15 protein-coding genes are annotated in these 14,146 nt (G+C 69.7%); 11 read left to right on the top strand and 4 right to left on the bottom strand.

Annotated elements, in window-relative coordinates; genetic code table 11:
- Window positions 1-49: 49 nt before the first annotated feature.
- A complete protein-coding gene (locus ACIBBB_RS07210; RefSeq protein WP_398979608.1) occupies window positions 50-742 on the top strand; it encodes a B3/4 domain-containing protein in 693 nt (230 codons plus the stop codon).
- A gap of 83 nt (window positions 743-825) precedes the next feature.
- Here ACIBBB_RS07210 and ACIBBB_RS07205 read toward each other — a convergent pair whose 3' ends face one another.
- Window positions 826-1,548, bottom strand: coding sequence for a lysophospholipid acyltransferase family protein (locus tag ACIBBB_RS07205; protein ID WP_398979606.1), 723 nt, complete (start codon window positions 1,546-1,548; stop codon window positions 826-828).
- A gap of 266 nt (window positions 1,549-1,814) precedes the next feature.
- Between ACIBBB_RS07205 and ACIBBB_RS07200 the strand changes: the two genes are divergently transcribed.
- The 5 genes from ACIBBB_RS07200 (at window position 1,815) to ACIBBB_RS07180 (ending at window position 6,152) form a co-directional block, all read left to right on the top strand.
- Window positions 1,815-2,162, top strand: a complete 348-nt coding sequence (locus ACIBBB_RS07200) for a TlpA family protein disulfide reductase (RefSeq protein ID WP_398979604.1) — start codon at window positions 1,815-1,817, stop codon at window positions 2,160-2,162.
- A 220-nt stretch (window positions 2,163-2,382) separates the two neighbouring features.
- Window positions 2,383-3,171, top strand: a complete 789-nt coding sequence (locus ACIBBB_RS07195; protein ID WP_189110777.1) for an electron transfer flavoprotein subunit beta/FixA family protein — start codon at window positions 2,383-2,385, stop codon at window positions 3,169-3,171.
- 67 nt (window positions 3,172-3,238) lie between these two features.
- On the top strand, window positions 3,239-4,201 hold the full coding sequence (locus tag ACIBBB_RS07190) for an electron transfer flavoprotein subunit alpha/FixB family protein (protein WP_398979602.1): 963 nt from the start codon (window positions 3,239-3,241) through the stop codon (window positions 4,199-4,201).
- Window positions 4,202-4,428: 227 nt separating this feature from the next.
- A complete protein-coding gene (locus ACIBBB_RS07185) occupies window positions 4,429-5,724 on the top strand; it encodes a DUF6986 family protein (protein ID WP_398979600.1) in 1,296 nt (431 codons plus the stop codon).
- Between the two features lie 80 nt (window positions 5,725-5,804).
- Window positions 5,805-6,152, top strand: coding sequence for a hypothetical protein (locus tag ACIBBB_RS07180; RefSeq protein WP_398980080.1), 348 nt, complete (start codon window positions 5,805-5,807; stop codon window positions 6,150-6,152).
- Here ACIBBB_RS07180 and ACIBBB_RS07175 read toward each other — a convergent pair.
- Complete coding sequence (locus ACIBBB_RS07175) at window positions 6,138-7,181, bottom strand: LacI family DNA-binding transcriptional regulator (protein ID WP_398979598.1); 1,044 nt, start codon at window positions 7,179-7,181, stop codon at window positions 6,138-6,140. The two genes, ACIBBB_RS07180 and ACIBBB_RS07175, sit on opposite strands and share 15 nt — an antisense overlap.
- A 173-nt stretch (window positions 7,182-7,354) precedes the next feature.
- On the opposite strand from ACIBBB_RS07175, the gene ACIBBB_RS07170 reads away from it, so the two are divergent.
- The 4 genes from ACIBBB_RS07170 to ACIBBB_RS07155 all read left to right on the top strand — a co-directional run bounded on the left by ACIBBB_RS07170 (window position 7,355) and on the right by ACIBBB_RS07155 (window position 11,936).
- Window positions 7,355-8,338 carry an ROK family protein gene (locus ACIBBB_RS07170; RefSeq protein ID WP_398979596.1) on the top strand — a complete coding sequence of 328 codons (984 nt, stop codon included), beginning with the start codon at window positions 7,355-7,357 and terminating at the stop codon, window positions 8,336-8,338.
- A gap of 286 nt (window positions 8,339-8,624) precedes the next feature.
- Window positions 8,625-9,983, top strand: coding sequence for an ABC transporter substrate-binding protein (locus tag ACIBBB_RS07165; protein ID WP_398979594.1), 1,359 nt, complete (start codon window positions 8,625-8,627; stop codon window positions 9,981-9,983).
- A gap of 85 nt (window positions 9,984-10,068) precedes the next feature.
- On the top strand, window positions 10,069-10,983 hold the full coding sequence (locus ACIBBB_RS07160) for a carbohydrate ABC transporter permease (RefSeq protein ID WP_398979592.1): 915 nt from the start codon (window positions 10,069-10,071) through the stop codon (window positions 10,981-10,983).
- Window positions 10,980-11,936, top strand: coding sequence for a carbohydrate ABC transporter permease (locus tag ACIBBB_RS07155; protein WP_398979590.1), 957 nt, complete (start codon window positions 10,980-10,982; stop codon window positions 11,934-11,936). The genes ACIBBB_RS07160 and ACIBBB_RS07155 overlap by 4 nt, the downstream gene beginning before the upstream one ends.
- A 38-nt stretch (window positions 11,937-11,974) precedes the next feature.
- Here the strand turns inward: ACIBBB_RS07155 and ACIBBB_RS07150 are convergent, their stop codons facing one another.
- On the bottom strand, window positions 11,975-12,151 hold the full coding sequence (locus ACIBBB_RS07150) for a hypothetical protein (protein WP_398979588.1): 177 nt from the start codon (window positions 12,149-12,151) through the stop codon (window positions 11,975-11,977).
- Between the two features lie 230 nt (window positions 12,152-12,381).
- Here ACIBBB_RS07150 and ACIBBB_RS07145 point away from each other — a divergent pair, with 230 nt between their 5' ends.
- Window positions 12,382-13,428, top strand: a complete 1,047-nt coding sequence (locus ACIBBB_RS07145) for an NUDIX domain-containing protein (protein WP_398979586.1) — start codon at window positions 12,382-12,384, stop codon at window positions 13,426-13,428.
- Here the strand turns inward: ACIBBB_RS07145 and ACIBBB_RS07140 are convergent.
- A complete protein-coding gene (locus ACIBBB_RS07140) occupies window positions 13,369-14,112 on the bottom strand; it encodes an MBL fold metallo-hydrolase (RefSeq protein WP_398979584.1) in 744 nt (247 codons plus the stop codon). The genes ACIBBB_RS07145 and ACIBBB_RS07140 overlap by 60 nt on opposite strands.
- Between the last annotated feature and the right edge of the window lie 34 nt (window positions 14,113-14,146).

The following is a 14,146-nucleotide window of genomic DNA, read 5'->3' as shown; positions in this document are numbered from 1 at the left end:
TGGTGTGCTGTGGTGCACCGATTCCGTACGTCCCGAGGCAAGGCAGACCATGACCCTGACACTCACCGTGTCGGACGAGGTGCACACCCTCGTCCCCGGCTTCACCCCGCTCGCCGTCGAGGCCCACGGCCTGGTGAACGGCCCCAGCAACGAGGCCGGTTCGGCGCTGCTCGACGACGCGGCCCGGCGGCTCGCCGCCCGCCTCGACGGACGCGCGCCGCACGAGGACCCGCACATGGTGGCCTGGCGCGCCGCGTACACGGCCTTCGGCAGCAAGCCGAACCGTACGCGCAACTCCGCCGAGGCCCTGGCCAAGCGCGCGCTCGCGGACGGCGGTCTGCCCCGGATCAATCTGCTCGTGGACCTCTACAACGCGATCAGCGTGGCCCATCTGATCCCCGTCGGCGGCGAGGACACCGACCGGATCACGGGCGCCATGCGGCTCGTACGGGCCACCGGCGAGGAGCCGTTCCACACCGCCGCGGGCGGGGAGTCGGTCGTCGAGCACCCGGACGCGGGCGAGGTCGTGTGGTGCGACGACGAGGGTGTCACCTGCCGGCGCTGGAACTGGCGTCAGGGTGTGCGGACCCGGCTCACCGAGGAGTCCGTGAACGCCGTCTTCCTGCTGGAGAGCCTGGCCCCGATGACCGGCGCGGAACTCGACGCGGCGGGCACCGAACTCGCCGAATCGCTGGAGAAGTTGAGCCCCGGGGCGCGGATCACCGTGCGCCCCGCGCTCTGACGCACCACGGGAGACGGACCGACAGCCGGGCCACGGGCCGCGCAGTGACGTTTCGGTGGCAGCGCCCGCGGGGGCCGAGAGGCTCAGCCTGCTTCGCGTGCCTCGGCCGGAGTCGGGGCCGTACCGCCCAGATGTGACGGTACCCACCAGGTGTCGCTCGCGTCCCTGGGCCGTACCGGATAGGCGCGCTGGGCGGCTTCGAGCAGCTCCTGCACCCGCTCGCGCAGCCGCCGGGTGATCGCCCCCGCGTACTGGTCGGTGGGGGCCTCCAGCGGCTCACCGACCCGCATCGTCACGGGGATGTGGCTGCGCCGGAAGTTACGCGGGCGCCCCTTGGTCCAGAGCCGCTGGGTGCCCCACAGCGCCATCGGGATCAGCGGCACGCCGGCCTCCTGCGCCAGGCGCGCCGCGCCGGACTTGAAGGACTTGAGCGTGAAGGACTGCGAGATCGTCGCCTCGGGGAACACACCGATGATCTCGCCCGAGCGCAGCGAGTCGAGCGCGTGCGAGTAGGCGGTCTCGCCCTGCGTACGGTCCACCGGGATGTGCTTCATGCCGCGCATGAGCGGCCCGGAGACCTTGTGCCGGAAGACGGATTCCTTCGCCATGAAGCGGACGAGGCGCTTCTGGGGGAGTGCCGTGAGCCCGGTGAAGATGAAGTCCAGATAGCTGATGTGGTTGCTGACGAGGACCGCACCGCCGACACGCGGGATGTTCTCGGAGCCCTGAGTCTCGATCTTGAGGTCCAGCGCCTTGAACATCGTGCGGGCGGCGCCGACGACCGGCCGATAGACGAGCTCTGCCATCTGGAGGAGACCCTTCTGTTCCCGGGGAGGGTTCTCCCGACGGAAGCTACGCAGCCGTAGGTTTTCGGCATTGGGCAGATCGTGCCCCAAACGAGCCCTTGTGGCCAGTCCTCTCGACGGCGCGGAGCGAGATTCTCATCACGTCATTCCTGGGTGATCGGGGCGTTTGCCGCAGCTCAGCGCGGCGCCGCGGAATATTCCGCCGTCGTGCGAACGCTGCCCCGTGGAGAGGCGGCGACCGGACTCATGGTGAGCGGAGGCTCAAGGTGCGCGAGCGAGAGGGCGAACCGCGGCTCGACGCCGCGCGGTTGGGCGCGGAGTTGGGGGAACGCGCCACGCTGGTCCAGTTCTCCAGCGCGTTCTGCCAGCCGTGCCGCGCGACCAGGCGCACGCTCGCCGAGGTGACCGGCATGGTCGAGGGCGTCGCCCATGTGGAGCTCGACGCCGAGGACCGGCTGGAGTTGGTACGCGAACTCGGCATCCTCAAGACCCCCACGGTGCTCGTCCTCGACGCGGCGGGCCGGATCGTACGCAGGGCGGCGGGGGCGCCCCGCAAGGCCGATGTGATCGCGGCGCTCGGTGTGGCCGTCTCCGGCGAGACCCCTGGCGGGTGACACGCCGCGGCCGCAGGCCGCAGTGCGTCGGGGCGTCGGGGCGGCGGGCGTTGGGAAGGTCACAGTTCAAAGCGCTTGCTCAGCGGGCACGAGCTGGATGTACTGGCGAGTAATATTATGGTCGGTGCGCGGGTCGACCTGACCGGAAAACCCCCCATCAGGCGCCTATGCTGCGAGCAACAACGCAGCCCAGAAATGACGATGCAGTAGGAGAGCCGGCGTGAGCTTGAGGATCGTTGTCTGTGTGAAGTACGTGCCCGACGCCACGGGTGACCGGCATTTCGCCGATGACCTGACGCTGGACCGTGACGATGTGGACGGTCTGCTGTCCGAGCTGGACGAGTACGCGGTCGAGCAGGCGCTCCAGATCGCGGGTGACCACGACGGTGACGCCGAGGTCACCGTGCTGACGGTCGGCCCCGAGGACGCGAAAGACGCGTTGCGCAAGGCGCTGTCGATGGGCGCGGACAAGGCGGTCCACGTCGAGGACGACGATCTGCACGGCACGGACGCGCTCGGCACCTCGCTGGTCCTGGCGAAGGCGGTCGAGAAGACCGGCTACGACCTGGTGATCTGCGGCATGGCCTCCACGGACGGCACCATGGGCGTCCTGCCCGCGATGCTCTCGGAGCGTCTTGGCGTGCCGCAGGTGACGCTGCTGTCCGAGGTCTCGGTCGACGGCTCCACCGTCAAGGGCCGCCGCGACGGCGACGCGGCGACCGTGCAGCTCGAAGCCTCCCTGCCGGCCGTCGTGTCGGTGACGGACCAGTCGGGCGAGGCCCGCTACCCCTCGTTCAAGGGGATCATGGCGGCGAAGAAGAAGCCGGTGGAGTCCCTGGACCTGGGGGACCTGGACATCGAGGCCGGGGACGTCGGTCTCGAAGGCGCGTGGACGGCGGTCGACTCCGCCACGGAGCGCCCGGCCCGCACGGCGGGCACGATCGTCAACGACGAGGGCAAGGGCGGCGACCAGTTGGCCGAGTACCTCGTGAGCCAGAAGTTCATCTGACGGGTGCGGTTCACCGCCCCCCAGCCGGTCCCCTTCACGCACACGCATTCGCAGGAGAACACATCCCATGGCTGAAGTCCTCGTCTATGTCGATCATGTGGACGGCGCCGTCCGCAAGCCCACCCTGGAGCTGCTGACGCTGGCCCGCCGCATCGGCGACCCGGTCGCCGTCGCGCTCGGCGCGGGCGCCGCGGACACCGTCGCCACCCTGGCGGAGCACGGCGCGGTGAAGGTCCTGACCGCCGACGCCCCCGAGTTCGCCGACTACCTCGTCGTCCCGAAGGTCGACGCGCTCCAGGCCGCGTACGACAGCGTCTCCCCGGCCGCCGTACTGGTCCCCTCGTCCGCCGAAGGCAAGGAGATCGCCGCCCGTCTCGCGGTGCGTATCGGGTCGGGCCTGATCACCGACGCGATCGACCTGACGGCCGACGACCAGGGCCCGGTGGCCACACAGTCGGTCTTCGCCGCCGCGTACACCACCAAGTCCCGTATCACCAAGGGCACTCCGGTCATCACCGTGAAGCCCAACTCGGCACCCGTCGAGCCGGCCGCGGCCGCGGGCGCCGTCGAGGAGCTGGCCGTCACGTTCGGTGAGGCCGCCACCGGCACCAAGGTCGTGGCGCGCACCCCGCGTGAGTCGACCGGCCGCCCGGAGCTGACCGAGGCCGCGATCGTCGTCTCCGGCGGTCGCGGCGTCAACGGCGCCGAGAACTTCGCGATCATCGAGGCGCTCGCCGACTCCCTCGGCGCGGCCGTGGGCGCCTCGCGCGCCGCCGTCGACGCCGGCTGGTACCCGCACTCCAACCAGGTCGGCCAGACCGGCAAGTCGGTCTCCCCCCAGCTGTACATCGCCTCCGGCATCTCGGGCGCGATCCAGCACCGGGCGGGCATGCAGACCTCGAAGACGATCGTCGCGGTCAACAAGGACGCCGAGGCGCCCATCTTCGACCTCGTCGACTACGGCATCGTCGGCGACCTCTTCCAGGTCGTCCCGCAGCTCACCGAGGCCATCAAGGCGCGGAAGGGCTGAGCCGAGGGCGGCTCGTACGTTCCGGCGGCACGCGCGGCTCGTACGTCGGCATACGCGCAGGGGCCGCGCGGTGGATCACCCACCGCGCGGCCCCTGCGCGCTGCGCGCTCGCTTCCCGGGCCGCCCCGGGCGACCATTGACGCAGCCCGGATCGGACGATTAACTTCACCATGCGGATGATGTATTCCGTATGGTGGAAAATAAGTGCGGTACATGGAGGCGTGGGAATGGGTCAGGGCCAGCAGGAGAAGGTCGCGACGAGCCTCGCGGACGCGGTCGGGGCGAGCATCAGCGCCTCGCTCGCACCGGTCGACGCGGAACTCGCCCGCCGCTATCCGGGAGACCCCGGCACCCGCCAGCCCGTCCACACCGTCTACGTCCCCGCGGACGCGTTCGACGTCGGCACCGTCCGCTCCTGGGGTGACCAGGCCCTCGCCGCCCTCGACGAACACGCCCCGGACGCCGCCTCCTTGGCACGCGCCCTGGGCCTCTCCGGCGAACTGGCCGGCCCGGTGTACGAGCGGGTGCGCGCCAAGCTGGAGCGCGAACCCGTCGAGGACCTGCGGATCGACTTCGAGGACGGCTACGGGGCGCACTCCGACGAAGAGGAGGACATCGCCGCCGCGCGCGCCGCGCGCCTCGTCCACGCCGCGTACGAGGACGGCGCCGCGCCCCCGTACATGGGCATCCGGATGAAGTGCCTGGAGGCCCCCGTACGCGACCGGGCCATCCGCACCCTCGACGTCTTCCTCAGCGGACTGATGGAGGCCGGCGGGCTCCCCGAAGGGCTCGTCCTCACCCTGCCGAAGGTCACCTATCCCGAACAGGTCACCGCCATGGTCCGGTTGGCGGAGGAGTTCGAGAAGGCGCGCGGGCTCCGGCCGGGCCGGATCGGCTTCGAGATCCAGATCGAGACCAGCCAGTCCATCCTCGCCGCCGACGGCACCGCCTCCGTGGCCCGGATGATCGTCGCGGCGGACGGCCGCGCCACCGGACTGCACTACGGCACCTTCGACTACAGCGCGTGCGTCGGGGTCAGCGCCGCCTACCAGTCCAGCGACCACCCGGCCGCCGACCACGCCAAGGCCGTCATGCAGGTCGCCGCCGCCGGCACCGGCGTACGGGTCTGCGACGGCTCCACCAACGTCCTGCCCGTCGGCCCCACCAGCCAGGTCCACGAGGCATGGCGCCTGCACTACGGGCTCACCCGCCGCGCCCTGGCCCGCGCCTACTACCAGGGCTGGGACATGCACCCAGGCCACCTGCCCACGCGCTACGCCGCCGTCTACGCCTTCTACCGCGAGGGCCTGGAGCCGGCCGCCGCGCGACTCGCCGCGTACGTGGCGAAGGCCGGGGGCGACGTGATGGACGAGCCGGCCACCGCCAAGGCTCTCAGCGGCTATCTGCTGCGCGGTCTGGACTGCGGCGCCCTCGACGCCGACGAGGTCACGGGCCTCGCCGGGCTCACCCGCGCCGACCTGGAAGGCTTCTCGGCCCCACGCCGCGCGGCCCTCACGGTCTAGGTGTATTGACCCGGAGGGTTGTTGACGCGGGTGATGGGTGGCCGGCGGACGTCGTGGATCAGCCCCGGGCGGCTGGTGCGGTGCGTCGCAAGACGGAGGAGATCGGTCCCGTACCGGGCTCGGCCGACCCAAGACAACGCGGCGAGGCGCCGTGCCGGGCGTCACGGGCCGGGCGGGACTTCGCGGACACGCCCCGGCCCAACCGCCGCACATACCGGCCCGTCCCACCCGACACTGCCGCCCCTCAGGCTGTCGTCGACACCTACGAGGACCGCGACCACGGTCCCGTACGGGTGACCGGAACCAGCGACGCGCGCTGGTGGGCCAAGACCGACGACGACAGCGGCGACACGAACGTCTTCGTCAGCGACGTCTACATCTCGGGCGGCGACAACGTCCAGCCGCTGCCGGGCCTACCGGTCTGCTGACGGCGGCAGCTCGCCCGAGCCGCGTGCGATCAGCCTGGTCGGTACCACCACCTGGTTCGGGGCTTCCGCCGCACCGTCCAGCCGGCGGAACAGCCGCTCCGCCGCCGTACGCCCGAGAGTGGCCGCGTCCTGCGCGATGACGGTGACCCCCGGGTCCAGCAGGTCGGCCAGCTCGATGTCGTCGAAGCCGACGAGGGCGACGGGCCGGTCGTGCGCGGCGAGCGCCCGTACGACCGTGACGGTGACACGGTTGTTGCCGGTGAGGATCGCCGTGACCGGCTCGGGGGCCTTCAGCATCGACACGACGGCCTCGTGCACCCGCTCGGGAACGGTCGTGCCCAGCGACACCCAGGAGTCGTCCACCGGCAGGTCGGCGTGCGCCATCGCGGCCCGGTAGCCGCGCAGGCGCTCCACCGCCGTGTGGATCCGGGGCTGGTCACCGATGAAGCCGATCCGCCGGTGGCCGTGCGCGACCAGATGGGCCGTGCCCGAACGCGCGCCGCCGAAGCTGTCGGAGAGCACGGCGTCCGCGTCGATCTTCCCCGCGGGGCGGTCGACGAAGACCGTCGCGACCCCGGCCTTGATCTCCGGCTCCAGATAACGGTGGTCGTGACCCGCGGGGATGATGATCAGGCCGTCCACGCGGCGCGCGCAGAGGGCGAGCACCAGCTCCTGCTCGCGGTCCGGGTCCTCCGCGCTCGACCCGTTGATCAACAGCGCGCCGTGGGCGCGGGCGACCTCTTCGACCGCGCGGTTCAGCGGACCGTAGAACGGGTCGGCGAGATCTTCCAGCACCAGACCGATGCTGGCGGTACGCCCCTTGCGCAGCACGCGCGCGGAGTCGTTGCGGCGGAAGCCCAGCGCGTCGATGGCCTCCTGCACGCGCCGCTCGGTGTCCGGCGTCACGCCGGGCTCCGCGTTGACCACCCGGGACACCGTCTTGAGCCCGACACCGGCCCGGGCTGCCACATCCTTCATGGTGGGCCGATTACCGTAGCGGGGCTCGGGGTGACGGGCGGTGTCGGCCACTGTGCGCTGTCCTGTCGTCGTTCGGTTACGTTCAAGACTTGTGGCGTTGAGCATAGGCCCTGGACAACGTTGTCAGGTGAATGGAGACTGTTCCACGAACCCGCAGGTCCCCCGCGCGTCCCCCACCACCCCCGCCCGCGGGGACCCTCTCGTCCACTGGAGATCCGACACTGATGCATACCGACCTAGTCGCCGCTCTCGACATCGGCGGTACCAAGATCGCCGGAGCGTTGGTGGACGGTGACGGGAGGATCCTCGTACGGTCCCGCCGGCCGACCCCGGCGACCGAGGACGGCGAGTCGGTGATGCGCGCGGTCACGGAGGTGCTGAAGGAGATGGGCGCGTCGCCGCTCTGGGCGCGTACGACCGCTGTCGGCATCGGCAGCGCGGGCCCCGTGGACGCGGCGGCCGGCACCGTCAGCCCGGTGAACGTGCCCGGCTGGCGCGGATTCCCCCTGGTCGAGCGGGTCCGGCGAGCCACCGGTGGGCTGCCGGTGACGCTCGTGGGCGACGGCGTCGCCATGACGGCGGCGGAGCACTGGCAGGGCGCGGCCCGCGGCTACGACAACGCCCTGTGCATGGTGGTCTCCACCGGCGTCGGCGGCGGTCTGGTGCTCGGCGGCAAGCTCCACCCGGGCCCCTCGGGCAATGCCGGCCACATCGGTCACATCAGCGTGGATCTCGACGGCGATCTCTGCCCGTGCGGCGGACGCGGCTGCGTCGAACGCATCGCGAGCGGCCCCAACATCGCCCGTCGCGCCCTGGAGGGCGGCTGGCGGCCGGGTCCGGACGGTGACACCTCGGCGGCGGCGGTCGCCGCGGCGGCGCGCACGGGCGACGCGGTCGCCATCGCCTCGTTCGAGCGGGCCGCGCAGGCCCTCGCCGCGGGGATCGCCGCGACGGCGACGCTCGTGGAGATCGGGATCGCGGTCGTCGGCGGGGGAGTGGCGAACGCGGGCGATGTGCTCTTCCTGCCGCTGCGCCGCTCGCTGCGTGAGTACGCGACGCTCTCGTTCGTCCAGAACCTCACCGTGGCACCGGCGCTGACCGGTACGAACGCGGGTCTGGTGGGCGCGGCCGCGGCCGCCGCGCTGGGGCGCGGGTCCGCCGCGTCGAGCAACAACAACTCGGCGATGACCGCCCCTACAAGCATCTGACGCACCGTCAGACGAACGTCGGGTCGCCCTCCCCGCGACCGTCCGAACGGATGGACGACGGTCGCGTGAGGGCGATTTGACGGGCCGTCAAATCGCCGCCGCTGTACCCGTCTTCGCGTTTGTGGCATTGCGCGCGTTTGCGGTGGAGCCTGTTCGGCTCTGTTGCGTGAGACCGAATAACGGTTGTTCGGTATCCCCGTCAGAACCCTTGACGACTCCCTCTCAGGGGAGTGAGATCCAACCCTCGCGTTCGGTTGTGTTGGGTTGCACCCCTGAGGAGGGGGACATGTCTCAGTCTCCGTTCAACGGTTCGGTGGTACCGGCGAGTCTGGCCGGGCACCGGATCTCCCGGCGAAATCTACTGCGTGGTGCGGCGGCCGGGGCGGGTGCGATCGCACTGCCGTCGCTGCTCGCCGCGTGCGGCGGCGGCCCGGGCGGTGACGGAAAGACCGTCACGATGGGTTCGAACGCATCCGACCCAGTCCCGAAGAAGGCGTTCGACCAGGCCTTCGCGGCGTACGAGAAGCAGTCCAAGGAGAAGCGGAAGGTTGACGTCAACACCGTTGACCACAACAGCTTCCAGGAGAACATCAGCCGCTATCTGCAGAGCAAGCCGGACGACGTCTTCATGTGGTTCGCCGGCTACCGGATGCAGTTCTTCGCCGAGAAGGGGCTGCTCCACGACATCAGCGACCTGTGGGGCGACTACACCGGCTTCTCCGACGCACTGAAGGCCCAGTCGACCGGCTCCGACGACAAGCAGTACCTCACGCCGTACTACTACTACCCGTGGGCGGTCTTCCACCGGAAGAGCGTCTTCGAGGAGCGCGGCTACGAGGCGCCGCGCACCCTGGACGAGTATCTGGCGCTCGCCAAGCAGATGCGGAAGGACAAGCTGACCCCGATCGCGTTCTGTGACAAGGACGGCTGGCCGGCGATGGGCACCTTCGACTACATCAACATGCGCACCAACGGTTACGAGTTCCACACGTCGCTGATGGCGGGCGAGGAAGCCTGGACCGACAAGCGCGTCAAGGATGTCTTCGACACCTGGCGGAGCATCCTCCCCTACTGCCAGCCGGGCGCCAACGGCCGTACCTGGCAGGAGGCGGCGACCAGCCTCCAGAAGGGCGAGACGGGGATGGCCGTCTTCGGACTGCCGCACCCCGGCCAGCAGTTCGCCGAGGACGAGCAGGACGACATCGACTTCTTCGCCTTCCCCGAGATCAACCCGGAGCACGGCCAGGACGCGGTCGAGGCGCCCATCGACGGATTCCTGCTGGCGAAGAACTCCAAGAACCTGAAGAACGACCAGACCATGGAGAGCGCCAGGGATCTGCTGTCCTGGCTGGCCACCGGCAAGGCCGAGGACGTCTATCTCGCCGGTGACCCCAACAATGTCGCGGTCAGCGAGGACGCCGACATCTCCAAGTACTCACCGCTGCAGAAGAAGGCGGTGGACCTGATCGCGGGCTCGAAGCAGATATCGCAGTTCATGGACCGCGACACCCGGCCCGACTTCGCCTCCACGGTGATGATCCAGGCCATCCAGAGCTTCATCAACGAGCCGGACGACGTGAACGGGCTGGTCAACGGGATCGAGCGGCAGAAGAAGACGCTCTTCGCGTCCGACGCGGGCAGCTGAGCTTCCCGGACAGCACCCGCCCTTCTCCCTTCTCCCCATGTCTGTCCCCCTCGTGCCCGCCGACTCCGACCGGGAGCTCTGATCCGTGGCGTTCCTCACGACGCGTCGCACCCGGCGGCGCGGCTCCCGGCGGTTCTCCGCCCGGGACCGTGCCGTCCTCTGCGTGCTGCTGGGAGTACCTCTCCTGCTCGATCTCGTCATCGTGTGGGGCCCGACCGTCGCCTCGATCGTGCTGTCCTTCTCCAACTGGGACGGGATCAGCGACATCGAGTGGGTGGGTACGGAGAACTACGAGAACCTGTTCACCAACTACCCGCAGTTCTGGCCCGCCGTCCAGCACAACCTCCTGTGGCTGGGCTTCCTCGGACTGGTCGCCACACCGTTCGGGCTGCTCCTGGCCGTACTCATCGACCGGGGTGTGCGCTTCAGCCGCTTCTACCAGTCGACGATCTATCTGCCGGTCGTGCTCTCGCTCGCCATCGTCGGCTTCATCGCCCAACTCGTCTTCTCCCGCGACCAGGGCGCGCTCAACGCGATCCTCGGCGACACGGAGAATCCCACCGACTGGCTCGGCGATCCGGACCTCAACATCTGGATGGTCCTGCTGGCCGCGGCCTGGCGTCACACCGGCTACGTGATGATCCTCTACCTGGCCGGACTCAAGGCCGTCGACGCCTCTCTCAAGGAGGCGGCGGCCATCGACGGCGCGAGCGAGACTCAGACATTCTTCCGGGTGGTCTTCCCCACCATGAGGCCGGTGAACGTCATCGTCGGCGTGATCACCGTCATCGAGGGGCTGCGCGCCTTCGACATCGTCTACGCCGTCAACAAGGGCAGAAACGGCCTCGAACTGCTCGCGGTGCTCGTCACGGACAACATCATCGGAGAGGCGAGCCGGATCGGCTTCGGATCGGCGATCGCCGTCGTCCTGCTCGTCGTCTCCATGGGCTTCGTCGTGACGTATCTGGTCCAGGAGATCCGAGGGGAGAAGACCCGATGAGCGTTCACGCCGACACCGCCGACACCGCCGCCCCGGGCCCGCCCGCGCCCGCCACCACCGGCGGGCCCGCGTCGTCGGGGCCGTCCACCCGCCGGCGTCGCCTCACCCCCGGCCGGTTCGGCGTGCACGCCTTCCTGATGGCCGTCTCGCTGGGGTTCCTCGCGCCGCTGCTGCTGGCCGCGTACGCCTCGCTCAGGCCGTACGACGAGACGGCCGAACGCGGCTACTTCTCGCTGCCCGACAAGCTGTCGTTCGACTACTACCGGCAGGCGTTCACCGATTCCGGGATGACGAAGTACTTCGTCAACACACTGCTCATCGCCGTCCCGGGTGTACTGCTCGCGCTCTTCCTCGCCTCGTTCGTCGCCTTCGCCGTGGCACGGCTGCGCATGCGCGGATCGATCGTGCTGCTGATGCTGTTCACGGCGGGCAATCTGCTGCCGCAGCAGGTGATCATCACGCCGCTGTACGTGCTGTTCAACCGCATCCCGCTGCCGTACTGGATGTCCGACTCGATGACGATGTACGACTCGTACTGGGCCGTCGTAGCCGTCCAGGTGGGCTTCCAGATGGGCTTCTGCGTCTTCGTGCTGGCCAACTTCATGCGTACGCTGCCGATCGAGATCCTGGAGGCGGCGATCGTCGACGGCGCGGGTGTCTGGGCGCAGTACTGGCGGATCACCCTGCCGCTGTGCCGACCGGCCCTCGCGGCCCTCGGCACACTCCAGTTCACCTGGATGTACAACGACTTCCTGTGGGCGCTGGTCTTCATCTCCGACGGCGACAAACTGCCGGTGACCTCGGCGCTCAACAATCTTCGCGGTCAATTCTTCACGGACTACAACCTGTTGGCCGCGGGCTCGATCATTGTGGCGCTGCCGACGATCATCGTCTTCCTGCTGCTCCAGCGGCACTTCATCGCCGGCCTCACCCTCGGATCCAGCAAGGGCTGAGAGCGAGGCCGGAAGGAGACTCCCTCGCCGCGGCTTCCTCAGGAGGCGGTTTCCCTGGCCTGTTGGGGCACCACCACCAGGAAGTGGTCCGACTCCAGGTCCATCACCACCTCGGCGGGGGTGCCCTCGTCCCGGCGCGCCCGCGCGAACTCCTCGGCGCGCCAACTCCCTCGCGGATCCCCCGCCGGGAACCTCTCCAGTACGTCACGGTGCATCGCGAACCCCCTCGGTCACATCCGTCTCCAACGACCTTCTGTCCGCAGGTGTTACGGCTCCGGCTGAAAACGCTCCGTCAACCAGGACGCGCCGCGGCCTCCGTAGGAGGTGGCGAAAAGGCCACGAACCAGCAACAGCCGGGTGTCGACGAGGCAGCCGGAATCGGCCACGTGTTTCCACTCCCGGGTGTTGCGGGCAATCCACATGGGGCTACGGAAGAGGGGGAACCGTGATCGTCTGGATCAACGGTGCGTTCGGAGCGGGCAAGACCAGTACGGCGCGCGAGCTGATCGACATGATCCCTAACAGCACCCTGTACGACCCCGGACTGATCGGTTCCGGCCTGCGGGAGCTGCTGCCGCAGAAGAGACTCGCCGAAGTGACCGACTTCCAGGACCTGCCCATCTGGCGGCGGCTGGTCGTGGACACGGCCGCCGCGCTGCTCGCCGATGTCGGCGGCGTGCTCGTCGTCCCGATGACCCTGCTCCGGCAGGAGTACCGGGACGAGATATTCGGCGGTCTGGCAGCCCGCCGCATTCCCGTCCGGCATGTGCTCCTGACCTTGGACGAAACGATTTTGCGCGGCCGGATAGCGGACCGAACCCGGGACGGGGCGGCCGACGGGGACCCGGCCAGGACCGAGCGCGCCCGGCAGTGGGCGTACGAACACATCGAGCCCTACGGCGCCGCGCTCGGCTGGCTCACGGCCGACGCCCTGGTCGTCGACACCGCGGGTCTCACGCCGGCGCAGAGCGCGGCGGTCGTCGCCGAGGCCGTACACGCGGGCTCGGCGGGGCTCTGCGAGATCGTGCAGACACCCGAACCGACGGCGGAGACCGTCGCGGCGGGGGTGCTCCTCTTCGACGAACGGGACCGGGTGCTGCTCGTCGACCCCACCTACAAGCCGGGCTGGGAGTTCCCCGGCGGTGTGGTCGAGCGCGGCGAGGCGCCCGCGCGTGCCGGGATGCGCGAGGTCACCGAGGAGATCGGGATAGAACTCAACCACGTACCCAGACTGCTGGTGGTCGACTGGGAACCGCCGAGACCGCCCGGCTTCGGCGGTCTGCGGCTGATCTTCGACGGCGGCCGGCTGCCCGAGCAGGACGCCGGGCGGCTGCTGCTGCCCGGCTCGGAGCTGCGAGGCTGGCGTTTCGTCACCGAGGACGAGGCGGCCTCGATGCTGCCGCCCGCCCGCTACGAACGGCTGCGGTGGGCCCTAAGGGCCCGGGAGCGGCGGACCGTGCTCAACCTGGAGGCCGGTGTCCCGGTCGGCTGACACGTGCAGCACGGCGGCGGCGTCCGTGATGCCGTCCGTGACGAGCGGATCGCCATGGCCGAAACAGACCGTCGACGGCGCGAGCGCCGCGAGCCGGATCATGGACCGTTTGGCGCTCTCGCGGTTGACGTTGAACACGCCGAGCATCACCCGGCGTTCGGCGGCGGCCACGGCGTCACCCGTGAACAGCACGCCGTGGTACGGCAGATGGACGGCGATGGACCCGTACGTATGGCCCGGGACATGCACCACCCGGGCGCCGTCACCGAAGGGCAGCTCGTCGCCGTCCTCCAGCTCGCGGTCCACCCGGGTGGGCGGCGCGGGCGGCACGGTCAGCCCATGCTCGTACAGCGGGATCTCCCAGTCGAGGAGCAGCGGGTCCGGCACCGGCCAGTCGCCGCGGATGATCGGCGCGTCGAGCCGGTGCGCCATCACCTCGGCGCCGTACCGCCCGGCCAGCTCCTGCGCCGAGCCCACATGGTCACGGTGGCAGTGGGTGAGGACGATACGGCGCAGATTCGCGGGGGTGAGACCGAGCTCGCGAATGGCGTATTCGATCTCCGGTCCCGCGTAGACATGACCGGAATCGATGAGAGTCAGCTCGTTCTCGTCCTGCCACAAGTACGCCTGACCGATGGGGAAACGGAGCATATGCAGCCGTGGACTGATCGCAACGAGATCCATGTGTCGAATGTATGCAGTGCGGAACGGCCGCGCG

This window comes from Streptomyces sp. NPDC051217 (genome assembly GCF_044455465.1).
Taxonomy (GTDB): domain Bacteria; phylum Actinomycetota; class Actinomycetes; order Streptomycetales; family Streptomycetaceae; genus Streptomyces.
This window is presented reverse-complemented; position numbering and strand designations above follow the sequence as displayed.

What these genes read in the sequence shown, in the direction of transcription:
- ACIBBB_RS07210 (WP_398979608.1), top strand. Translation starts at nt 50, where the DNA reads ATGACCCTGACACTCACCGTGTCGGACGAGGTGCACACCCTCGTCCCC.
- ACIBBB_RS07205 (WP_398979606.1), bottom strand. Translation starts at nt 1,548, where the DNA reads ATGGCAGAGCTCGTCTATCGGCCGGTCGTCGGCGCCGCCCGCACGATG.
- ACIBBB_RS07190 (WP_398979602.1), top strand. Translation starts at nt 3,239, where the DNA reads ATGGCTGAAGTCCTCGTCTATGTCGATCATGTGGACGGCGCCGTCCGC.
- ACIBBB_RS07185 (WP_398979600.1), top strand. Translation starts at nt 4,429, where the DNA reads ATGGGTCAGGGCCAGCAGGAGAAGGTCGCGACGAGCCTCGCGGACGCG.
- ACIBBB_RS07170 (WP_398979596.1), top strand. Translation starts at nt 7,355, where the DNA reads ATGCATACCGACCTAGTCGCCGCTCTCGACATCGGCGGTACCAAGATC.
- ACIBBB_RS07165 (WP_398979594.1), top strand. Translation starts at nt 8,625, where the DNA reads ATGTCTCAGTCTCCGTTCAACGGTTCGGTGGTACCGGCGAGTCTGGCC.
- ACIBBB_RS07155 (WP_398979590.1), top strand. Translation starts at nt 10,980, where the DNA reads ATGAGCGTTCACGCCGACACCGCCGACACCGCCGCCCCGGGCCCGCCC.
- ACIBBB_RS07150 (WP_398979588.1), bottom strand. Translation starts at nt 12,151, where the DNA reads ATGCACCGTGACGTACTGGAGAGGTTCCCGGCGGGGGATCCGCGAGGG.
- ACIBBB_RS07140 (WP_398979584.1), bottom strand. Translation starts at nt 14,112, where the DNA reads ATGGATCTCGTTGCGATCAGTCCACGGCTGCATATGCTCCGTTTCCCC.